Genomic DNA, 23,215 nt, shown 5'->3' on the forward strand with positions numbered 1-23,215 from the left:
GTGTTTAAACTGTGATATCTCTTTTAAAAAACCGTGACCTGCTCTTATTTGTTCTTTTTCCAGTATTCCGGATTCATGGTGCAGGAGCGGATCATTTTTTCAGGGAGCTTTTTGTATCGTTTTCCGAGAAAATAGCCGGCATATTTGGAGACACTTTGCAAAAACAGTCCGGGGATCAGCCATATGTGGCCTGTTTTCAGAAGATATGCCATGCTTTTTTTTACCAGCCGGATGCCCTCACCTTCGGAAGGCACTCCTTCAAAAACCTCCGGATGCTCCGCCTGGGAAACTCCCAGATCAAAATTCCTGTGGAACTGCTGCATACAGGTGTAATTGTGAGAATGATATACACGCGCTTCTGATACATAGGCAACTCCATAGCCTTTTTTTACCATCCAGCCTGCATAGATCATATCTTCATTAAAAATAGCATGCTCCGGAAATCCACCAATCTCATCATAGATCCTGTGATCATAAGCAGCACAGACGTTGGAGCAGAAATATGTTTTGATCCCGTAGGTCTGTACATCTTTTTCCGTTTTCAGACAGGACTGTTCCGGATAATTAAAGGAACGGGTATATTTTTCCAGAAATCTGCAGTCCTTTTTTGGAAGCTGACGCGCATAAGCGGCTCCTGCCTGTGGATTCTCTGCAAGAGCTCCTACCAGTGCTCCGATCAGTTCCCTGTCTGCCGGCATTGCATCCTGTGTCATAAATACAAGGATCTCCGCATCCGAAAGCTCTGACGCCTGCCTTCTGGTACCGCCATGGTCAAATTCTTCTTTTGTAAGATGCCGGACTTCCACAAGCGGATATTCCTGTTCCCAGGTCTCTTTCCAGAATTTCTTTTCTGTATTCATGACAAGGATCTTATTGATAGGATATTTCTGTGCGCTGAGTCTTTCCAGCAGTTTTTCAAATTCTTCTCCCGGACGGTATGCCGGGATGATCACGTCTGTTTTTAATGTTTTCATATTTGTCTCCTGTCCAGAAAGGACCACCCGTTACTGGATGGTCCCTTCTGCTGGTTGCTCATTTTGATGTTTTATTCATTCTCCGAATAATCTTCTCCGTCGGTATAATCGTTATAATCCGTATCGGAATCGCCTCCGGAATAGTCCGTATCTGTGCTGTAATCGTCTCCGGAATAATCCGTATCTGTGCTGTAATCGTCTCCGGAGTAATCCGAATCATAATCTGTGTCTGTGCTGTAATCAGCATCATCACTTGTGTCCGTACTGCTGTAATCTGTGGATGTATCTCCCTGCCACGTGTACGAATCATCCGTCGCGTCATTCGGTGTATCTGTCACCGCAGGTGCTGTGTCCTGCACGTCGCCTCCGCCTGCGATATTTGTGATCTGGGCACTTCTGTTGAGTACATCCTGCGTCGGAGTGTAACTGGTGTCTCCATACAGAAACTGATGCATCTTCAGAACATTGGATTCCAGTGTGGTAGGTACGATAACGCTGCCCTTTACCTGGGCAAATTTATAATCGTTGGGGAAGCCTGTAGTTTCATCAATACTGTAGCCGATCATAGCCGGGATCATCTTCAGGATCTCTGTTTTGGAAACAGAAGTTTTGACCATCGGGAATACCTGATCCATAATATCAAAGATAGTGGAAAGTCCTGCCTTTTTCGCCTTATCTACGATCATCTGGATCACTCGTCTCTGTCTCTCGGTACGTCCCATATCAAGACTTGCAGTATAACGGATACGGCAGTAGGAGGTAGCCTGTACACCATTAAGATGATAGGTATCTACGATTGCTTCCTCATCCTCCGGCTTCGGATCCGGCAGTTCGATCGGTGTGTAGCTCTTTCCGGTTTCCTCTGATGTCTCCACACAGTAATTGTTCATATGAACGATCTCCGCATAGGAAAGAGGGATGTCCAATCCTCCGAGGCAGTCTACCACAGTTACCAGCGCATTAAAATCAATGGCAACATAATCTGTGATATTCAGATCCAGATTCGTATTCAGCATGGAAACCGCGTTGGTCGGTCCGCCAAATGCATATGCCGAATTGGCTTTGGAATAGGTATCATCCTTTACATTGAGAAGGGTATCTCTATAGACAGACACAAGTTTGACTGCCTTCGTATCATTGTTGATACTCGCAATGATGATGGTATCACTGTTCTCTGTATTCAGCTTCTCATTCTTGCTTCTGTGGTCCAGTCCGAACAGTGCATAGGTGGTATATCCCGTCATCTGCGGTGCCTGATCATTAGTTACAATATCCTGGTCTGCAAGATCTGTTTCCTGGATGTCGATCTTATCCAGTTTGGCTGAGATCTGACCATAAACGAACAGACCTCCGATAAACAGGAGCAGTACGACGATCTCCAGGATAAATAAAATCTTCTTGCTTTTTTTCCGAGGTTTTGACATCTTTTCCTTTTCCCCTTTTTAGTATGCGTTCTTATTAATAAATCCTTTGAATATGGTAAGAAACATGATCTTTATATCAAATCCCACAGACCAGTTTTCGATATAATACAGATCACACTCTATCCTTTTTCTGATAGAAGTATCTCCACGATAGCCATTTACCTGTGCCCACCCGGTAAGACCCGGCCGCACCTGATGCTTGACCATATAACGTGGTATCTCCTCCCTAAACTTTTCTACAAAAAACGGCCGCTCCGGTCTTGGTCCCACAAGACTCATCTCACCCTTCAGAATATTAAAAAGCTGTGGAAGCTCATCCAGACTGGTATGACGCATAAATTTACCGATTCCGGTAACTCTTGGATCGTTCTTTACTGTCCACGCCTTTTTTTCTTCTGATTCTTTCTGGATCTCCATGGAACGGAATTTATACATCCGGAAAGTCTGATTGTGAAGCCCGACACGTTCCTGCTTATAGATCAGCGGTCCCGGCGAAGTCAGCTTGATCAGCATACACAACACCAGCATCACTGGTGAGGACACAATGATCGCAACGATCGCGCCTGCAATATCCATAGATCTCTTGATCAGTGCATTAAACGTGTTGCTCAGGGGCACATACCGGATATTGATCACCGGAAGCCCGAGAATATCTTCTGTATATGGTTTGGTCGGAATAATATTATTATAATCCGGAATAAATTTTGTGTGCACGCCGGATTTTTCACAGAGTGCAACGATCTCTTCCAGACGATAATACTCACTTAAGCCCAGGGTAATGGCTATCTCATCCAGACGACTGGATGGAAGGATGATCATCAGATTGGCGATTCGACCGATCACCTTAACGCCCTTATAAGTAGTGCCTGCCGGCACATTGTCATCCAGTATGCCCCTGATCACGTATCCCCATTGCGGATTCTGCAGGATCCTGTCTACATATTCCTCGGCAGCACGGCTGTATCCTACCAGCAGCACCTGTTTCTGGTTCATTCCTTTTTTGCGCATATCCCGGAGAATGTAAAATATGACCATACGCACAAACCATTCCAGGACGATATTGATCACACAGAAAGAAACCAGAGTAAGACGGGAATAGTCCAGCTCTTTAAAATTGTAAAGTGCAAACATGATGATAAGGAGCCCTAACGCATTTGCCTTCACAATTCCGGCAAGTACGAGACGACGCCCCTGCATTCGCATCGGTGTATAAAGATCAAAGGCCTGATAAAGAAGTAAATATCCCGGAATAATGAATATCAGCATAAACATATATTCCTGGACGGTCTTGGACTGGACCGCCGAATGTTCAAAAATTCCCTGAAAACGGATCAACCAGGCCAGGGCATAGGAGGCCGCGATCACAAATACATCGATCAGCATATGGAGACGACTGAAATTTTTCTGGTTGTCTTTAATCAATTTCCGCCACCTCATTTAAGTTCATTGCTTTTATCTTATAATAGATGAAACTCAAAAGCAATAAAATCTTCCCTCCGAAATATAAAAATTCTGTGAAAATATGATGTCTTAACCGGCAAAACGCCTAAAAATGTTGATCCAGAGTTCAAACTGGAGCTGTATATAACGCGGAAGATTCCTCATGGAAAATCTGACTTTTTTGTTTTTGCGGCTGATCTGAAAGCCGTTTTTGATGCCTGCAAGGTACTCACGTCCGAATCCCTTGGACGCAAAAAACAGGATCTTCGCACCGAATCCCACCAGAAAAAACGGAAGGTTCAGCACGATCTGGAGAAACGGCATATTCTTATAGATAAGATAAATATTGTTTCTGGAAGAATACCGGATCTTAAACTGATTATATCTGGAGCCGCTGGTGCCGCTTCCTACATGATAAACCTTCGCTTTTGGAGCATACCAGTTCTGATAACCGCAGATCCTGGCACGATAGCCGATATCCAGATCCTCCAGATAAGCAAAATGCTCCTCATCAAAATCTCCGATCCTGTCAATAAATTTCTTCCGGTAGATCGCAGCTCCCGCACAGGTGGAAAAAATCTTCTGCTCTCGGTCATAATGGCTGATATCCTTGCCTTTTCCCCTGGCAAAAGCCCAGCCAAGGGCACAGTAATAATTTCCGGCATCATCCATCTTGTCCCTGTCATGAAGCTGGATCATCCTTGCCTGACAGGAAAATGCCTTCTTATGTCTGCGCAGGGCAGCAACCATCTCCTCCAGGAAATCCGGTTCCGCTTCCGTATCATTGTTCAGAAGTAGCACATATGGGGAACGTGCCGCATGGATCCCTTCATTGACGGCTCTGCTGAAGCCGTAATTCTCCGGAAGCTGTATCATGTGTACCCATGGATATTCCGCCGAAACAAACGCACAGCTGCCATCAGTGGAACCATTATCCACTAGTATAACCTCAAAATTACGGATAGTCTGTCTTTCAAGACTGGAAAGAACACCATCCAGATATGCCATTCCGTTAAAGTTTGGTATGACTACTGATACTTCCTGCATTGCTTTATCCCTTCTTCTTTCCCATTCCCGGAAGGGGCTTCAGGGAATAATTCCATTTGGTTAAAGAAAGATTTTTGTTATAGTATGGATCTCCTTTTTTCAGGATATCCAGCCAGTGACAGCGCATGTATTCGATCTCCGTCTGGAAACGGCGGACCTTTTCCTCGCTGTCCTCAGTGCCTCTTGACTTGGATTCGTAATGATAGAGCTTCACATACGGATCATAGACGATCAGATGGCCGTGGCTTCGCACCTTCAGACAGAGATCCACATCATTAAACGCAACTGCAAGCTCTTCCGTAAAGCCTCCTGCCTCCAGAAAAACTTCCTTCTTCATCATCATACATGCTGCAGTCACACAGCTCATATCCTGCAAAAGAGAGGCCTTATGGAGATATCCGGTACGCTCTGCCGGCATATTCACAAACATGTTCCCGGCAATTCCGCCCATTCCCACCACGCAGCCTGCATGCTGAATGGTGTTATCCGGATAGATCAGCTTGACGCCAACTGCACCTGTTTCCTTACGCTGGCACACGCTCAGCATCTCTGACATCCAGTCCGGATCGATGACCTTTACGTCATTATTCAGAAAAAGCAGGTAATCTCCTTTGGCATGGCGCACCCCGAAATTGTTGATGGCAGAATAGTTGAAGCCTTTTTTCCAGCGGATCAGATGGACCCTGGGATCCTCCGAAAGCTTTCTGTAATACCGGAAGATCTCTTCGGAGCTGCTGTTATTCTCCACAATGATGATCTCGTAATTTTTGTAGGCAGTTTTTTCAAAAATGGATTCCACGCAGGCCTGAAGCGTTTCTTTCTCCTCACGGTTCGGAATGATAACAGAAACCAGAGGTTCTCCCTGCACCGGATACTTCACACGGTAAAATCCAAAATCCGGAGTATGCTCCACGGTTCCCGGAGTTCCGGTCCGTTTGAGATTCCCCTCAATGGCACGTCTGCCGGCTTCAAAAGCATACATCTTGCTTGCCGGATTATCTGCTGTGGAGGATTTATGGGTCCTCCAGTGATAAAGGATCTCCGGTACATGGACCACTTCCCTGGCCTGCTCCACACAGCGGAAAATGAAATCATAATCCTGGGCGCCGTCAAATTCCCGGCGGAATCCGCCCACCGTCTGCACTACGGAACGTCTTACCACCAGAAAATGGCAGATATAATTATTGGATCTTAAAAGATCCAGGTTAAAGTCCGGTTTCAGATGGGGCTGAAAATGTTCAGAAAGATCTGTCGTGACCTTATCCTCATCTGTATAGATCACATCCGCCTCCGGATGCTCCTCCAGTGCCGCCGCGATCTCATACAATGCATTAGGTGCCAGCAGATCATCATGATCCAGAAGTGCGATAAAATCACCCTCTGCCATGGCAAAAGCTGCGTTTGTATTTTCTGCAATGCCAAGATTCTCTTTCAGATCCTGATAGCGGATCCTCCTGTCCATCTCTGCATAGGATCTCAGCACAGTCTGCATGTCCGGATCCTCCGGGCTTCCGTTTGCCAGACACAGCTCCCAGTTCTCATATGTCTGTGCAAGGAGAGAGTCCAGCATCTGTCTTAAAAAACGCTCCGGTGTCAGATATGCAGGTACCACAATGCTGATCAGCGGCCCATCCGGAAATTTGCGTTTCCGCTGCTTCTCCAGTGTTTCCTCGTCAGGTCTGTATGCCTCATACCATGGTCCGTAAGGAACCTCTTCCGGTTCAAAACGTTCATGAAGCCGGATCCAGAACTCTTTCAGGCCATAATGCTTCAGGTATCTTAAGCCCTTCTGTACTGTATAGGGGGAAAGCTTCTTTATAAGTCTGTCCCATTGGATCTTTCCTGTAGAATCATCTTTACTCATATATTATCTCCGTATTACTCAGTTTGATGTTACTGTTCACTCTGTTCTCAGTAACAGTTTGATGAACATATTTTACCATTCCATCATTTTTTTTGCAAGGAAGAGAGGAAATGTGTTATACTGAGCTTACGTATGTATTGCTTACATAAGAATTATTTTTTATACAGGAGTACCATTTATCATGAAAAAATCAAGAATAACCACAGCGCTTCTGGCTATTGGGATCTCCGCTTCCATGGTGTTCCAGACTCCAGTTTTCGCCACAGAAGAAACCGCTGTTGCTGTATCCTCCGGTATTACCACCAATGGGATCAGCGGATGGCCTCAGGGGCCTGAGATCACTTCCGCATCTGCCGTGATCATGGAAGATACTTCCGATACGATCCTCTATGCCAAGGATATGGACACCACGCTTTCTCCGGCCGGCGCAGTTAAGATCATGACCTGTCTTCTGGCACTGGAGAACAGCCAGCTTGACGATCAGGTTACCATGACAGAAACCGGCGTATCCGGTGTTACAGACGGAGGCGCTCATATTTCCTCACAGCTCGGAGAGGTATTTACCATGGAGCAGTGCCTTTATGCTCTGATGCTGGCCTCTGCCAATGACATTGCACTCCAGGTTGCAGAACAGATCGGTGGATCTGTAGATGCCTTTGTCCAGAAAATGAACGACCGTGCCAAGGAGCTGGGATGTACCAATACGGTATTCACCAATCCTACCGGTCTCCCGGATGACAACCAGCATACCACAGCACATGATCTGGCTCTGATCATGCAGGCGGCTATCCGTAATGACAGCTTCCGCACCATCTCCGGAGCCACCTCCTATACGATCCCGGCTACCAATGTTTCCGGCGGTACCCGTAACCTGACAAGCTCTTTTACCATGACAGATCCTGCATCCGCTTCCTATTATGAAGGATGTATCGGCGGTCGTGAAAGTACCACCACTGCTTCCGGAAGCGTTCTTGTCACAGCTGCACAGCGAAATGGTACTACTCTGATCGCAGTAGTCATGAACGGGGCGACCGGTCAGACAGCCAACGAAGCGATCTCACTTCTGGATTACGGTTTTTCCAATTTCCAGCTTCTGAATCTCAGCGAGGATGATTTTCACATCCTGTCCGGCGGCACTGTAATGGTTCCATCCGGTGCGACCGCAGACGACCTGACTACGGAAGATACGGAATCTGATGGTCAGATCTTACGCACCTATTCCTTTGGCGGAACTCAGGTGGGAACTGCAGTTGTCGAGGATTCCTCCCAGGAAAGCTCCTCCGATGTACTGGAAAATGATGAAAACATGGATTCTGCAAAAGCTTATTCCGAATCCAGATCCCAGATCCCGTATTTTGCCATTGGCGGTGTGGGCATCCTGCTCCTTATCCTTCTGCTGTGGCGCATGATCCGGATCATCCGTTCCTGATCTTGGTCCCCTGGCGGATATATTTCAGAATCAAAAAATCCCTCCTATGTACCGGTCATATCCGGATACATAGAAGGGATTTTTTTCTGCCATCTCACCATCTGGGTGTCAGCCATAAAACGGAACTACCAGGAAGATATAGCATAAAAACGGCGAAGCAGCCAGAAGTGCTGTCAGGACCCGGTATATCCACATTCTGATATTTTCTTTTTTTACAAAACGCTCAAGCAGACGATTCCAGCCGGCTGTCACAAAATACATGGCCGGATACAGTGCCGGCATGATATAACGTCCCTGTGCCTGGTTGTCACTATAATATACATAATACATAAACAGACCCACAGGGATCAGGATCAGAAGGATCAGCAGCAGATGAAAGATCCCTTTTCTGTCCCATTTATCGTACACGGTTATTGTTTTTATCTTCAGCTTTTCACTTCCTGCTGCTTTTCGTTCTTTTACCACAGTACGTTTCTTCGGATAAAATATTCCCAGCATGGTCAAAATACCGATCCCACCCATTCCAAAGAACAGGAAATATGCCTTGCTCACACTATAAGGCATATAGATCTGCATCAGGCCAAAGGTTCCGATAAAGCTTACCAGAACTGTCAGCAGCCAGTTATGCTGCCAGCCCGGGTCCTGATACAGAAGGATATCCTTCCATGACCAGTTCAGCTTCTCCGGTGTAGGGTATCTGGACGGTCTGTAATCAACAGCCGCATATTTTTCCGCACACTGTGCACAGGCTTTTCTTCCGATAATATCTCCGTCATAGAGAACGGCATTTCGTATAAACCACCAGCCGCATAAGGCAAAGGTTACTGCCGCGATCACGATCCCTCTCCGGAGCAGAAATGCAACTCTCTGTTTTACCGGCTCTTCCCTGCACAGAAGGACTGTCAGGCAGAAAAACAGAAAGCTGCATAAGATCCATCCGTAGGCATTATAGTAGGACAGTGCACAGACTGCCATTCCAACAGCCAGAAGGATCGAATTTCTGAAGCTCCAGTCTCCCGCTTCCAGATAACAGGACCAGGAATACAGGATCATCGCCATGGATAAAAGCGCCAAGGAATCCGTATTTACATATGTTCCCAGAAACAATGCCTGCGGCATAAAGCCTGCCAGTGCGGCAAACAACCATCTTCCCTCTTTCGGAAAAAGCTTTCCGGATGCTTTCACCACAAAATATACCGCTCCAGTCACAAAGAGCACATCTGCCATCCTCGCCGCATGGAGTAATCCGTCTGCAGATGCATGGAACAGACCTGCGATCCCCATAAATACAGCAGATACCATATAGGAAAGGATCGGATAATAAGCATAGGAAATCCCCCATGTCGCATCACGGATGGTTGGCTCATCTCCAAGAGGCAGCTTTCCCGGATGCTCATGAAGATACTGTGCCACCATGTAGCGCATTTTTTCATCGGGGCCTGCCCCCAGGGGCTGCATAAACGCCCATGCAGTCAGGAGCAGAAATGCTGCTAGGACAAGAACCCCTGCCTGAACTCTCTCATCCTTCCAGATTTTTTTCTTTTCCAAAATATAACCTCCTATATCCGCTTCAGAGAGAAATCCTGGCTCTCCAGTGTAAGGTTCGGATTATAGTAAGGATCTCCGTCACGGAGGATCTCCGGCCAGTGCTTCTCAAAGGAAGCGATCTCGCGGTTAAATCTTGCCACCTTCTCCGGTGTATCCTCAAGACCTCTGGATTTGGATTCATAGTGATAAAGCTCCGCATAAGGATTGTATACAACCAGATATCCGGCTTTTCCCAGACGAAGGCAGAAATCTATGTCATTAAAGGCAACCTGAAATTCCTCACTTAATCCGTGAACCTTATCAAAGGCCTCACGCTTCACCATCATGCAGGCTGCGGTTACAGCGCTGTAATCCTGGGCACAGATGATCCTGTGGCAGTATCCGGTAGCGTCTCTCTTCTGCTGCACAAAGCAGTGTCCCGCAATACCGCCGAAGCCAACGACTACTCCTGCATGCTGCACGGTATCATCCTCATAATAGAGCCGCGCTCCTACAGCTCCCACATCCGGTCTCATACAGTATCCCAGAAGCTGCTCCAGACAGTCCGGGCTGATGATCTCCGTATCATTGTTGAGAAGAAGCAGATAGTCACCCTTAGCATGAGCAGCTCCGAAATTATTGATGGCAGAATAGTTGAAAATACCATCCCAGTACACCACATGGGCTTTCGGATTGGATGCTTCTAGCTCTTTATAGTAAGCAAAGGTCTCATCCTCCGTACTGTTGTTCTCCACGATCACATACTCATAATTGCGGTAAGTTGCCTTTTCTTCGATGGAATCAATACATCTCTTCAGATCATCAATGTGATCCTTGTTTGGGATGATGATGGAGATCAGCGGTTTTTCCTCCCAGAGGAATTTTGTACGGTAAAGTCCAAGATATTCACCCTTTTCGATTTCCACCGGAACTCCGATCCTGTCATAATGAGCCTTGATGGCACGTGCTCCTGCATCAAAGGCATACATCTTGCTTTCCGGATTCTCTGCTGTGGAATCCTCATGGCATCTCCAATGATAAAGGATTCTGGGGATATGATGGATCTGCTCTCTTCCCGCAGCTTCCACACAGCGGAACACAAAATCATAATCCTGTGCACCGTCAAATTCCTTTTTCAGCATTCCGATCTGATCCACGATCTCTTTTTTTACGACAAAAAGATGACAGATGTAGTTTACTGTACACAAAAGATCAATATTGAAGTCCGGTTTGAAATGCGGCTGAAAGAATTTGTGCCCGTCCATAGACATCTTATCTTCATCGGAATACAGAACCTTAAGCTCCGGATCCTCATTCAGCGCTTTCACACACCGGAACAAGGCGTCCGGCGTCAGCTCATCATCATGATCTGCAAACACGATAAAATCTCCTGTTGCCGCTTTCATGGCCGCATTGGTATTCTCTGCGATCTGAAGTGCCTGGTCGTTGCGGATCACACGGATCCTGTCATCACTTTTTTCCAGCCTGTTCAGATAATCGGTAAGAGGAGAATCTGCTCCGCTTCCGTCGGAAAGACAGAGCTCCCAGTTCCCGTAGGTCTGGGCTTCTATGGAATCTACCAGCTGCTGGAGATATTTTTCCGGTGTTTTGTAAAGCGGGATCACAATACTGAATTTTGGATTCCTGGAAAATTTCGTTTTTCTTTCTTCTGCAAGCTCTGCCTTGTCCGGCAGATGCTTCACGATCCATTTGGAATAATCCACCGGACGGTTTTTACGGTCCAGCACCTTTCCAAATACCTTTCCGGTAAGGGCTGCTGCCCCGTGAAGCTTCATGTAACGGCTTCCCTTACGGAAATATACCGCAGCTTTCTCCGCAAGGCGCTTCTGTGGCTGCAGATGTACCAGACGAAGCGTCCGCACATTGCCTGCCTCAAATACAATGTAGAATTCCTTCACACTGTCATAATGGAATTCAAAGAAAAAACCGCTCTTCTCATCGATTTCTGTTTCCTGGTACTGATTCTGTACATCCACACGTTTCAGTCTGGTGATCTCGCAGGGGATTTCCTTCCGGCTGCGATCCTCCAGGCGTATGGTCAGGGGGCTGTTAAAGGCTGCCCAGCCACGGACACGGCAGATCTTTTCCCCGGCTTCCACCTCGATGCTCTCAATAAAGTACTGCGGTTTTCCCTGTTTCCTGTAAAGCTGTGCTGCAGGAACAGAAAACCACCGGATACGTTTTTCACCCTTTACCGCATAAACAACAAGCTTCTTTTTGCCCTCCAGATCCGGCAGGCAGATTTCCATCTGCACACGTTCTCCGTTTACCAGATCCAGATCCTTAAAGCGCTCCAGGGCGCTGACACGCTCCTGGGCACTGATGGCTGCCGGAAGCTTTTCCCCGTCAAGAACGGCTTCCGGCTTATGATCCTTCGGCCAGGTTCCCTGAAGGTGATACAGAGAACTGTCCTTCAGGTCAAACCTGTCCTTTTCTACTTCGTATAGCTCTCGCTGCATAACAATTCCTCCATTGCATCCTTTCCGGTATTTACTGTAAGGTAATGTTCCATAACCTTCTGATGTGCGGCCTCACCCATGGCTTTTCTGGCCTTCTCATCAGTAACCAGAGCTTCCAGGGCATTGACCCACTCTTCTTTTGTGGTGCACATCCAGCCATCTTTTCCGTTTTCGACCACGTATTCCATCTCACAGTTACGGCTCATGACACTCGGAACCTTTACAAGGGCAGCCTCTGTCCACTTATTCTCGGATTTGCACCAGTGGAACAGGCTGTTCTCTAGCGGCATCAGATTGATATCAAGTCCTGCGATCACGGCAGGCAGCTGTCTCCAGTCCATAAACGGAAGCTTCTCGATGCGGTTCTGCACCGGCTCCATTCCGGATTCATCCAGCACACCCACCAACTTCAGGTAAACCTCCGGGTGGCGCTCCATCACCTCCAGAAGTGCTGCCTCCACCTGGGCAAAATCCTGATCATGGGTTTTGGAACCACTTAAATATCCGATATAGATCCGGTCTTTAGCCTTGTCTGTCTGCTCCACAGCCTCGTGAGACAGGATCTCCATCTCCATACTCATACAGTTGCGGTTGATCACCACCGGTTTTTCCGGAAATTCTTCCCGGATCTCTCCTGCCAGTGTCTCCGTAGATGTAAAATATCCGTCGCAGAATCCCATACATCCGCGGATACGGTCTGTAGTTGTGCGGAAGTCACTGTACTCGCTTCCCTTCAGGAAATGCAGCCCGGAAATTTTTTCGTAATTAAATACTAGGTCATCCACATCATAGTAAACAGGGATTCCGGCTGCTTTCGCCCGGTTGGCAAGCAGTTCTGCTTCCATCAGCTTGCTGCAGCGGTACATCACGATCGCTGTATATTCCTCGATCTTTTCCTGCTCTGCCTGATCTATCTGGATAAACTTCGATGCATAGCCTTTAAGGATCAGCTGCTCCCGGAAATGCTCCACACGATATCTGGAGGCAAAGGAAATCTCCTCTCCTACAAAAAGAAGCCTGCGTTTTTCCACAGGGAGCTCACTTTCGCCGAGAGTTTTCCACAGAGAAATCATCTCTTCCACAATATTCTCCGGCTTCTCATCTTTCAGAACAAGGCCCTTGGCATAGCGTTTCACACGTTCTACAGGTGCACCTACCGGAAGTACCGCTACCGGAAATCCCATGGAAATGATCTCCGAGGTTGTGTAGGAGAATGTCTCCGGCCATACGGACGGGATCAGGAACATATCAATATCCTGCTCCAGGGTAAGTCTTGGGATCTCCTCTCTTGTATATCTTCCTGTCTGGGAAAATACCGGACTTTCGATCTCTTCGTCGGAAGTACCGATCAGTCTCAGACGGATATTCAGTTCATTCTCTTCGATATATCCTGCAAGCGCCTTCACAACCTCCAGGCCTTTTTTGTAGCAGAGTACGCCGATAAGACCAATGTTAAAGGTCTCTGTGGTTTTTTTATTTTTTTTCACTGCCGGAAGGTAATGGGGTGCATGCGGGATCACATGGAGATTGTATACATCCGGATAAGCACGCTTGAACAGCCTTGCCGTATCATCGGAAAATGCACGGATCTCATCACAGTTTGACAGAAATTCCCGGAATTTTGTACGCCAGAGCGTTCCGGTTCCGTATTCTGTGCAGGCATTGCTGCGGTTATCCGGAATACATTTATCGCAGACCTCACAGGATGGAACACCACAGTATTTTCCTTCTGCATCGATCAGATTCACTGCCGGGCAAAGGGCAAAGAAATCATGAAGAAGCATAAGGAGCTTCGCCCCCTGCTCTCTCTTAAGACGCAGGATACGTTCCAGGGTTCCGTAAAGATTCTGATAGGTCACAAGCTCGTTGATCCAGATCTCATCCACACGCATCAGCTCACCAAGGGCAGTTTCCAGATCATTTGCAAAAAATTCCATCTCATACTGCTTATACTGATACGTAAAGTAAAAACGATTGCTTACGATATTATAGCGGATGGTCACAAAACGGTATCCCTCCCGCAGAGCCAGACGTCTTTTCTCCACAAGATAAGCCGTTGCACCGCCGCCAAGATCATGGTCAAAGGCCACAATGGTAGGCACATCCAACTTCCTGTTGAGAAGCTTCATTTCCACGTAGAGTCTTACCGGACGAAGCGGGTCTCTTCTGCAGTAATCCGCAGTATCCTTGTTGTAATCCGGATGCTTGCGGAGCAGCGCCTCACTGTGCTCTTTCAGAAGTCTCTGCTTTTCCTCAGACGGGAAGCTTCCACCATGCTTGTGATATACAAACAGGTTATCCACATGCACGTTCTCATAGCCTGCAGCTATGGCACGCTGGCACCAGTCATTCTCCTCACCGTAGCCTTTTCCGAAATTCTCCTCATCCAGAAGGCCAACCTCCTGGATTGCTTTCAGGTTCATACCCATGCAGAAGCCCACACCGGTAGGCATAGCCGGATACTGCGGACGGATCATGCGGAATTCATCATCGATCTCCCACAGCGTCATTCCCTCAAACAGTTTGTTATCCCGGCAGAAATCCGGGAAGCTGCAGATGGTTCCGCAGGTGGTAAACGGTGTAGTGGTTGCAATGTTTTCCTTTGCAAAGATCGGAAGCATCAGGCGCTCCAACCACTCTTCCGGAACCTCCACATCTGTATTTACAAGAGCCACATGATTTTCCGCCATCTTTAATCCACGGTTTACAGACGGAAGAAAGCCCATATTGGTCTCATTATTAAGAAGTACCACATTGTCATGCTCTGCGGCATATTTTTCCAGATAGTTTCCTACCTCAGGATCCGGGCTCTTATCATTTACGATGATCAGACGATAAGGAACCTTTGTCTTTTCAATTCCGGAAAACAAGGCATCAAAATACTCCAATCCGTTGTAAACCGGCACGATCACATCCACCTTCTGCTGATAGACTGCCTGTGGATATGCCTTTCTCGTGCTGCGTACATGACGCTGTTTGAAATGGCGGAGATTTCCGATACTCTTCGGATCTTCGATCGCGTATACCAGAAGTTCTTTCTGATCCCTGGTTCCCGGGATCTTTCCGATAAGGAATCTTCCGGTATCCGCTGCGGTTCCGTATTCCAGGAAAACAGAAGTCTCTGCCGGCGCAAGAACCGTTGCCAGGAAAGAAAATCCGGCACTTTCCGCATCCGGATTTCCAATGGCATTAGCCACATCCGTACGGTAGATCGTAGTACAGGAAGCCTCCTGAAGCTTCTGTGTTCCCTGATAAAATGCGATCCTTGGCTGTCCCATAGACGCAAATGTCGGATCAAAGGCCCAGCCAATGGCATTTAAGGTGCCATTCTCATAATGGAAGAAATCAACACTGCCCATACAGGTAGGAGTTGTCTCCACTCCCATCACTGCTGCCGGCTCTGTATGATAACGAAGAACCTTTTTGACCAGTCTCTTTACCTGCGCTTTTTTGCCTGGATGACGAAGGGCCTCTTCCTGCGCACGTGCTGCTTCCTCTGCTGCCTGCTTTGCGGCACGTTCAGCCTCTTTTCTGACACGCTCCTGTTCTCTGCGTACTTCCCGCTCTTTTTCAAAGGCCAGAAGCTTTTCCACATCCGGAAGCTCAAGGCAGTCAAGTTTTCCCTCTATTACGATCCTGTCCACATTTTCCGGGTGCGTAACATCGATAAGATAAAAGCCATCGGTGGTAAAAAACGCAGTGGTACTGTTATCCACCTTCATATGGACACCCTGAGGCACAAGCTCCGCACTGCATCCGCAATCCAGACGCTCTATCCTCACTTTCAGGAAATGACCGTTTGCAGGATTCCAGCGGAGATTTCGTATTCCTTTGATACCGGAAAGCGCAAACTCTACCCGGAAACGGTTTCCGGAAAGTTTTCCCTCTGCATAAAGAGTATGCTCTTCACAGAATCCCTCACCAAGATCATAGTACATCTTGCTGTGCATCTGGTGCTTTTCTCTTTCTCTGTTCACCAGCTCTGTTACGGAAACCGGCACTTTTTTCTGTTCAAACGGGATCAGAGAACCGCAGCCCACATACTCATAGACGAAATGCATGGTCCAATCCATAAATATCTCATAGTCTGTATAGCTGATGTCAAACTCCGCCATCATCTCATCCTCATGACATAACCGCGGCAGCTCAGAAACATGTGTATACAGTTCATGGATCAGGCGCCACATGATAAAATTCACAGGCACAGGGAAATCAAACATCCACTCATAATCTATGATCTGATTTTCCTTTTCTCCCATAAAGATGTTGCTGCAGATCAGGTCCACATTGGCCGGGCAGACACATTCGTAATCCTCTCTTCCCGGATGATCACCAAATACCTCACGGAACTCTCCGGTCCTGTAATCCACAGCCTGACGAGCCCCGAAAAATTCCTGATAGAATTTTTTAAGAAGGGCCTTGATCTCTTCAAGATCTTCTTTCTGGGCAAGCTCTGCGATTTCCTGGTGAAGAGTTTTTCCAGTAAGGAGCGGATAAGAAATCTTTCCGTTTTCTGCCCTGCAGGGAAGATTCTTGTATTTATCGGATCCGGTACTCTCTGTTCCGGTTTTTTCCAGTTTTTCCACAAATTTCTCAGCCTGGGGCACCATAGCTTCTTTTTCCGCACGGACCTCTCCGTTCTCCCGGACGATCCTGGTCAGAAGACGAAACTTTTCTTTTCGCTCCTGGTTCAGCTTCACATAAAGGATTTCCTCCGGGTCCTGATTCTTGGTACGTCCTGCCTCCACAAGAAAAGAATTCACAAAGCTGTCCAGGATCTTCTCTTTTTCGAAGGCCTTTACGCCTTCACTTTCTGCAAAAAGATCTGCTGTCTTATCTGTGTATACAGGATAGCTTCTTCCGTAGGAATTGGTATAAAGGCTCTCATCTGTAAAAATCTCTGTCGGAAATTTGTAATCCGGATACGGGTAGTAAAAGCGCAGAAAAGGAAAGCCGCTGTTTTCCAGCAGCTCTCCCAGTTCATTCTTGGAAAAGGTGCGCACAGACTGATTTCCCGGATATCCATTGATCCCGAAAAAGTGAAGATCTGTGTGATCCTCCGGTGCTCCGGCAAAGTACTTCAATCCCAGTCTGTTCTCAATGGCGATCAGAAGTCTTCCCTCCGGCTTCAGATAAGCGCCCATACGCTGAAGAAATGTCTCGTAAGGAGTTTTTCCCTCGGTAAAGCTCATGGCATACTCCAGCACACCGTTTACTACCACATAGTCGAATTTTTCCGGAAAAGTCATGTCATTCAGGTTTCCAACCATGATCGTCAGATTTTCCTTATCCCTGTTTCTCGCATAATTGATATCTGCCCGACGTTTGGAAAGCTCCACGGAAGTCACATGACCGGCCTTGCGGCAAAGCATTCCGGTAATGGCTCCGCATCCGGCTCCGATCTCCAGAACGGAATCCGCCTTTTTCAGAGGATACCAGCTTAAGATATTCTCCCGCAGCCCTGAAAAATGGTAGACCATTGGAAAACTCACCTCTTCCTCCGGCAGGTCTTCAAAAGATTTGCCTTCCTGTGCCATTTTCAGAAGTGTTTCCTCGATATCCCCATCGGAATAATGATCCTTCGCCGTATAATAATCTAAATTCAACTCCGCCATAGTCGTTCCTCCACTTATTTCACAGATACTTTGGAAAACAGATCAAAATATCCCACTGCTTTCTTATCTGTGATCACGGTCAGGTTACACACATCGTAAAGACGATGAAATACGGTAAAATCGCCGTCTTTATATCCGGTGCAGCCCAGACACAGCATATATTCCCCTGCCTCCAGAGGCATCACCTGTTTGAAGGTGATCTCACGGACATCGCCTGCCTTCTGCGGTTTCAGAGGCGTATGTTCATACATGGTATTGGTTCCTGTGATCTCAGTGCCTTTCAGATCTTTCAGAGTAAATGCAAAGATCGGATCGCTGACATCTGCCTGGAACTTCACTTTCATCTGAACGGAAAATTCCTTGCCTTTTTCGATCACATTGGTGATCATACCTGTATCATCCCGGATGGCAAAATCCACGATCTCGCCAAGCTTACTGCCGTATTCCAGGACCTTGGGATTCAGGTTCAGGCTGTCCTTCATAGCTTTACCGCTTCCGGTATGTGCTTTCAGTGAAACGTCTGCTCCGGCTGCCTGGTTCTCCGTCGTCTGTCCCTCTTCTGCATCGTCTGTGTTTTCTTCCAGATCTGCATCGTCATACTGATTGACCAGCACACGACGGTAAAGATTGACCATCTCCTTGGCACCACCCTCTGCAAGCTTCTCACCTTTGTTTAGAAGTACAACACGGTCACAGTATTTTCCGATGCTGCTCAGGTCATGGCTTACAAACAGAATGGTCTTCCCCATTTCCTTGAACTCTTCGAACTTCCGGTAACATTTTGCCTGGAAAAATACATCTCCTACGGAAAGAGCCTCATCAACGATCAGGATCTCCGGATCGATATTGATAGCTACCGCAAAAGCCAGACGCACGAACATACCACTGGAATATGTTTTTACCGGCTGATAGATAAAATCACCGATATCTGCAAAATCCAGAATAGACTGCAGCTTGGCATCGATCTCTTCCCTAGAAAAACCGATCATGCTTCCGTTGAGATATACATTTTCAAGTCCGGAATATTCTCCGTTAAATCCGGCTCCCAGCTCCAGAAGCGCTGAGATCCTTCCGTTTACGGCTATTTCTCCGGCCGTAGGCGAAAGTACGCCGGTGATGATCTTCAGGATCGTGGATTTACCGGAACCATTTGTTCCGATAATTCCCACTGTTTCTCCCTTATGCACCTGAAAGGATACATGGTTGAGCGCATAATGCTCTTTATATTTCTTTTTTCTGGATAATCCCAGGGACTCCTTAAGACGATCCATAGGATTATCGTAAAGCTTGTACATCTTACTGACATCATTTACTGAAATCGCAATATCTTCTGCCATTTTCAACCTCACTTTTGTGTAAATCGTTCACTCTCACAATCTGCCGCCGTTCTGCTTTTTATCCTTACAGAGCAAATCCCCCGTGGGAACTGTCCGGTCCGGATCAAGCGGATATCCGCCATCCACATTCAATTAAAGCACATCTGCAAAATGCGGCTTCAGACGTTTGAATATCACAGATCCCAGTCCGAAAAGCAGGATCGTAACTACCCAGAAATAGATCGTCCATGAAGCATGGTTCCAGATCCCGATATGACCAAGCATGGAATCACGGTAGCCCGTAACTACATAGTACATCGGATTCAGCTTAAACAGCTTGATCAGCCATGGATGTGAAGAAAGCATATTGATATCCCACATGATCGGTGTAAGCCATACACCCACCTGAAGAAAAATACTGATGATCTGGGTCAGATCACGGAAAAAAATGACGATCGCACTTGTAGCATACACAAGTCCCAGTACAAAAAGGAAGGTGCAGACAGAGTAATAAATGATCTGCAGTGTATAAAGGCTTGGTGTATATCCGTAGCATGCACATAAGATCAGTGCAAAGGCCACAAAGAAAACATGCACGAAAAGTGCGGAGATGATCTTTACGATGGGAAGGATGCTGATCTTGAATACAACCTTCTTCACAAGATAATTGTATTCGATCAGGGCATTGGTTCCACCGTTTAATGCATCCTGGAAGAAAAACCACGGCACGATACCGGATACCAGATAGAGTACAAAAGGGTAATCCGATACCGTTCCGGCCTTCAGTCCTACGGAAAATACAAACCAGTAGACCAGGATCGTTACGATAGGCTGGATAAATGCCCAGACAATACCAAGATAGGATCCTGCATATTTTGTTTTGAAATCATTTTTTGCAAGGCTTAAAACCAGCTTTCGATTCTGGTACAGCTCCGCCGGCAAAGCTAATATTTTCTTCATTCTGCAATTCCTTATCGATTCTTATATTCCTCGAAGCTTCCCCACTTCTGGTCCTTGTCGGAGAAAATAAGCTCCATGCCTTCCGGGATCGGCCACTCAACGTTAATGTCCTTGTCATTCCAGATCAGTCCGCCCTCATCGTTTGGATGATAGAAATCAGAGCACTTGTAAGTGAACTCTGCATTCTCGGAAAGTACCAGGAAGCCATGAGCAAATCCCTTAGGAATAAAGAACTGTTTCTTGTTTTCTGCGGAAAGGACTACACCATACCATTTTCCAAAGGTCTTGGAGCCTTCACGAAGGTCAACCGCAACATCAAACACTTCTCCGTTTACCACACGTACCAGTTTATCCTGGGGATAGCTGATCTGGAAATGAAGTCCGCGGAGAACACCGTAACGGGAGCTGGACTGATTATCCTGAACGAATTCCACATCAATGCCTGCTTCCTTGAAATCGTTATAATTGTATGTTTCCATGAAATATCCTCTGGAATCACCAAATACAGTTGGCTCGATCACTTTCAGTCCTTCAATATCTCCGCACTGTGTTACTTTTATTTTTCCCATTTTTTCTTTCTCCTTTTCTGTTTTGATTTATTTGTGATGTTTCTTTTCTTTTATTCTGAGAGCCGCAAGAAGGGCGATCAGGATCAGGATCATCGCTGCCATGATCATAAGAAGGATCTTACGCAGGGCGGGAATGCTCTTTTTTTCGCTGGTGTCCTCTCCGGCTGTACTCTTCTCTGTTGTTTTGCTGTTATCTTCCTCTGCTACTTCTGTGGAAGCTTCCGATCCGGAGCTGTCCGCTTCCTGGCTGTCCTCTGCCGCAGCGGTCGGTTCCGGTACCGGTGTATCAGTTGCCTGTGCAACACTTGCGGTACCGATCAGATAATCTCCGAAATAGTAACCGGTTTCTGTTTTCCCATTGGTATTCTCTGACTTCTCGGTAAGGGAATTCAGCTCCACCCCTTTTGGAAGGAATACATAGCCGCCATTTACTTCTGTTTTTGTGAAATTCTCAAATGCGTAATTGAACATAGCTGTACTGTCCATGCAGGAATTAGAAAGCTCTGTTCCACGCATGGTCACTGCAATATATGTGGTATTATCTCTGGTCACTCCTGTGACAAGTGTATGCCCTGCCGCAACGGTAGTTCCGGTTTTTCCGCCAATGCAGCCTTCATAGTAAAATCCGCTTTCCGGTGCAAACATAGGATGATGGGTATGCAGGATTCTCTGCTGGCTGTTCATATTTGTAGGCTGGATGATATAGTCCGGTGTGCCCACAACCGTACGGAATGTTTCATTTTTCAAGCCTTCTCGGAAGATCAGCGCCATATCCCGTGCTGAAGAATAATGATTATCATCCGGAAGTCCACTGGAATTTGCAAAATGTGTATTGGTACATCCGATCTCACTGGCGCGCTGGTTCATCATATCGATAAATGCCTGCTCTGTCCCGCCGATATGCTCTGCGATCTGTGCCGCAACGTCATTGGCAGACTGGATGATCAGAGCATGAAGACAATCCTCCATAGTCAGGACTTCGCCCACCTGTGTGCCGATATTACTGGAATCTGCCGTAACATTACGCACCCCGGTCTCTGTAAAGGTCACCTTCTCATCCATGGTGGAGTTCTCCACTGCCACCAGCAAGGTCATGATCTTGGTAATGCTGGCCGGATATCTCTGTTCATCTCCGCCCTTGTTATAAAGAACAACTCCTGTGTCTGCATCCATCAGGATACCGGTATCTGAGGTAATATCCGGTCCTGCCGGCCATCCCTGGATCTGGTTGGTGCTGATATCATATTTCGCATTCAGATCCACTGCAGCCATGGTCTGTAACGGCAGCATCAGCGCCACACCGACTGCTGCGAAAACTGCCAATAATTTTTTTATTTTTTTCATAGCTCTCCCCTTCTTCTGTCAAAACCCGTCAAAGGAAGCAATCGCATCCACAACTCTCTTCGCATCCTCCATATCCAGATTATAGAACATGGGCAGTCGCATAAGACGCTCGCTTTCTTTTGTAGTATAAACATCTTCTCCGGAAAATCTTCCGAATTTTTTTCCTGCCGGTGCGGAATGAAGGGGTACATAATGGAACACACTGCAGATATCCTTTTCGCGGAGATATTTCAGAAGCCTTGTGCGTACCTGGATATCATGTACCTTAATGTAGTACATATGTGCATTATGTGTGCATTCTTCCGGTACATAAGGCTGCTGGATCTTTCCTTCCTCCGCCAGAAACCTGAGGTTCTCATTGTAAAAATCATAGATCTGCATCCGCTTATCGCTGATCTTCTTATGCTGCTCCAGCTGGGCATAAAGATATGCCGCATTCAATTCGCTCGGAAGATAGGATGATCCATAATCCATCCAGCGGTATTTATCTACCTGACCACGGAAAAACTTACTGCGGTCCGTTCCTTTTTCTCTCAGGATCTCTGCCTTCTCCAGGTACTGATCCCCGTTGAACAGGATCGCACCGCCCTCTCCCATGGTATAGTTCTTAGTCTCATGGAAGCTGTAGCAGCCAAAATCTCCAATGGTACCAAGGGCTTTTCCCTTATAGTAGGCATCCACACCCTGGGCCGCGTCTTCCACTACCTTCAGATCATGTCTTCCAGCAATCTCCATGATCGTATCCATCTCGCAGGCTACTCCTGCATAATGGACCGGAACGATTGCGCGGGTCTTATCTGTGATCGCCTGTTCGATCAGCTTCTCGTCAATATTCATGGTATCCGGCCGGATATCCACAAATACGATCCTTGCACCGCGAAGCACAAATGCATCTGCCGTTGATACAAAAGTATAAGACGGCATGATCACCTCATCGCCAGGCTGGATATCTGCCAGAAAAGCAGCCATCTCCAGTGCATGGGTACAGGAGGTTGTCAGCATCACATGACCCACATGAAAGCGCTCTTCCATCCATGCAGAACATTTCTTCGTGTAGATCCCGTCGCCGCAGAGCATTCCCCGTTCTACTGCGTCACGGATGTACTCAAATTCCTTACCTGTAAACGCAGGTCTGTTAAAATCAATCATGTATTTCCTCTTTATTTCTTATTCTTCATGGTTTTTCTACATTAACTGCACATTTCATTTTCTCACACTCATGTTGT

14 protein-coding genes are annotated in these 23,215 nt (G+C 46.9%); 1 reads left to right on the forward strand and 13 read right to left on the reverse strand.

Annotation, left to right across the window (positions count from 1 at the left end; translation table 11 throughout):
• Nucleotides 1-44: 44 nt before the first annotated feature.
• The 5 genes from NE671_RS05400 to NE671_RS05420 form a co-directional block, all read right to left on the reverse strand.
• On the reverse strand, nucleotides 45-974 hold the full coding sequence (locus NE671_RS05400) for a glycosyltransferase family 2 protein (protein WP_256163751.1): 930 nt from the start codon (nucleotides 972-974) through the stop codon (nucleotides 45-47).
• A 71-nt stretch (nucleotides 975-1,045) separates the two neighbouring features.
• The gene (locus NE671_RS05405) at nucleotides 1,046-2,398 is read right to left on the reverse strand and encodes an LCP family protein (protein WP_092072540.1); all 1,353 of its coding nucleotides are present in this window, start codon (nucleotides 2,396-2,398) and stop codon (nucleotides 1,046-1,048) included.
• 18 nt (nucleotides 2,399-2,416) lie between these two features.
• Nucleotides 2,417-3,820 (reverse strand): undecaprenyl-phosphate glucose phosphotransferase, encoded by a 1,404-nt coding sequence (locus NE671_RS05410; protein WP_022426969.1) that lies wholly within the window; start codon nucleotides 3,818-3,820, stop codon nucleotides 2,417-2,419.
• Between the two features lie 108 nt (nucleotides 3,821-3,928).
• On the reverse strand, nucleotides 3,929-4,885 hold the full coding sequence (locus NE671_RS05415) for a glycosyltransferase family 2 protein (protein ID WP_173740715.1): 957 nt from the start codon (nucleotides 4,883-4,885) through the stop codon (nucleotides 3,929-3,931).
• Between the two features lie 4 nt (nucleotides 4,886-4,889).
• Nucleotides 4,890-6,749 carry a glycosyltransferase family 2 protein gene (locus NE671_RS05420; protein ID WP_021651910.1) on the reverse strand — a complete coding sequence of 620 codons (1,860 nt, stop codon included), beginning with the start codon at nucleotides 6,747-6,749 and terminating at the stop codon, nucleotides 4,890-4,892.
• Between the two features lie 181 nt (nucleotides 6,750-6,930).
• On the opposite strand from NE671_RS05420, the gene NE671_RS05425 reads away from it, so the two are divergent.
• Entirely contained in the window at nucleotides 6,931-8,178 is a 1,248-nt protein-coding gene (locus NE671_RS05425) for a D-alanyl-D-alanine carboxypeptidase family protein (RefSeq protein ID WP_173739809.1), read from the forward strand.
• A 108-nt stretch (nucleotides 8,179-8,286) separates the two neighbouring features.
• On the opposite strand, the gene NE671_RS05430 is transcribed toward NE671_RS05425, so the two are convergent.
• The 8 genes from NE671_RS05430 to rffA all read right to left on the reverse strand — a co-directional run bounded on the left by NE671_RS05430 (nucleotide 8,287) and on the right by rffA (nucleotide 23,138).
• Nucleotides 8,287-9,726, reverse strand: coding sequence for an ArnT family glycosyltransferase (locus NE671_RS05430; protein WP_243874537.1), 1,440 nt, complete (start codon nucleotides 9,724-9,726; stop codon nucleotides 8,287-8,289).
• 11 nt (nucleotides 9,727-9,737) lie between these two features.
• Nucleotides 9,738-12,185 (reverse strand): glycosyltransferase family 2 protein, encoded by a 2,448-nt coding sequence (locus NE671_RS05435; protein ID WP_173733459.1) that lies wholly within the window; start codon nucleotides 12,183-12,185, stop codon nucleotides 9,738-9,740.
• Entirely contained in the window at nucleotides 12,161-17,800 is a 5,640-nt protein-coding gene (locus NE671_RS05440) for a glycosyltransferase (RefSeq protein WP_256163755.1), read from the reverse strand. The genes NE671_RS05435 and NE671_RS05440 overlap by 25 nt, the downstream gene beginning before the upstream one ends.
• Nucleotides 17,801-17,814: 14 nt before the next feature.
• Nucleotides 17,815-19,137: an ABC transporter ATP-binding protein gene (locus NE671_RS05445; RefSeq protein ID WP_021651905.1), complete on the reverse strand. Its 1,323-nt coding sequence runs from the start codon at nucleotides 19,135-19,137 to the stop codon at nucleotides 17,815-17,817.
• Nucleotides 19,138-19,269: 132 nt separating this feature from the next.
• The gene (locus tag NE671_RS05450) at nucleotides 19,270-20,076 is read right to left on the reverse strand and encodes an ABC transporter permease (RefSeq protein ID WP_015527413.1); all 807 of its coding nucleotides are present in this window, start codon (nucleotides 20,074-20,076) and stop codon (nucleotides 19,270-19,272) included.
• A gap of 11 nt (nucleotides 20,077-20,087) precedes the next feature.
• Nucleotides 20,088-20,645, reverse strand: coding sequence for a dTDP-4-dehydrorhamnose 3,5-epimerase (gene rfbC / locus NE671_RS05455; protein ID WP_015527414.1), 558 nt, complete (start codon nucleotides 20,643-20,645; stop codon nucleotides 20,088-20,090).
• A 27-nt stretch (nucleotides 20,646-20,672) separates the two neighbouring features.
• Nucleotides 20,673-21,989: a D-alanyl-D-alanine carboxypeptidase family protein gene (locus NE671_RS05460; protein ID WP_161209342.1), complete on the reverse strand. Its 1,317-nt coding sequence runs from the start codon at nucleotides 21,987-21,989 to the stop codon at nucleotides 20,673-20,675.
• Nucleotides 21,990-22,007: 18 nt separating this feature from the next.
• Entirely contained in the window at nucleotides 22,008-23,138 is a 1,131-nt protein-coding gene (rffA, locus tag NE671_RS05465; RefSeq protein WP_015527415.1) for a dTDP-4-amino-4,6-dideoxygalactose transaminase, read from the reverse strand.
• Nucleotides 23,139-23,215: the final 77 nt, after the last annotated feature.

Origin of the sequence: Blautia sp. DFI.9.10 (assembly GCF_024461705.1) — a bacterium.
Taxonomy (GTDB): domain Bacteria; phylum Bacillota; class Clostridia; order Lachnospirales; family Lachnospiraceae; genus Blautia_A; species Blautia_A fusiformis.

Bases quoted from the DNA above. Each gene is read 5' to 3' on its own strand.
- NE671_RS05400 (WP_256163751.1), bottom strand. From the start codon at position 974: ATGAAAACATTAAAAACAGACGTGATCATCCCGGCATACCGTCCGGGA.
- NE671_RS05405 (WP_092072540.1), bottom strand. From the start codon at position 2,398: ATGTCAAAACCTCGGAAAAAAAGCAAGAAGATTTTATTTATCCTGGAG.
- NE671_RS05415 (WP_173740715.1), bottom strand. From the start codon at position 4,885: ATGCAGGAAGTATCAGTAGTCATACCAAACTTTAACGGAATGGCATAT.
- NE671_RS05420 (WP_021651910.1), bottom strand. From the start codon at position 6,749: ATGAGTAAAGATGATTCTACAGGAAAGATCCAATGGGACAGACTTATA.
- NE671_RS05425 (WP_173739809.1), top strand. From the start codon at position 6,931: ATGAAAAAATCAAGAATAACCACAGCGCTTCTGGCTATTGGGATCTCC.
- NE671_RS05435 (WP_173733459.1), bottom strand. From the start codon at position 12,185: ATGCAGCGAGAGCTATACGAAGTAGAAAAGGACAGGTTTGACCTGAAG.
- NE671_RS05440 (WP_256163755.1), bottom strand. From the start codon at position 17,800: ATGGCGGAGTTGAATTTAGATTATTATACGGCGAAGGATCATTATTCC.
- NE671_RS05445 (WP_021651905.1), bottom strand. From the start codon at position 19,137: ATGGCAGAAGATATTGCGATTTCAGTAAATGATGTCAGTAAGATGTAC.
- NE671_RS05450 (WP_015527413.1), bottom strand. From the start codon at position 20,076: ATGAAGAAAATATTAGCTTTGCCGGCGGAGCTGTACCAGAATCGAAAG.
- rfbC (WP_015527414.1), bottom strand. From the start codon at position 20,645: ATGGGAAAAATAAAAGTAACACAGTGCGGAGATATTGAAGGACTGAAA.
- NE671_RS05460 (WP_161209342.1), bottom strand. From the start codon at position 21,989: ATGAAAAAAATAAAAAAATTATTGGCAGTTTTCGCAGCAGTCGGTGTG.
- rffA (WP_015527415.1), bottom strand. From the start codon at position 23,138: ATGATTGATTTTAACAGACCTGCGTTTACAGGTAAGGAATTTGAGTAC.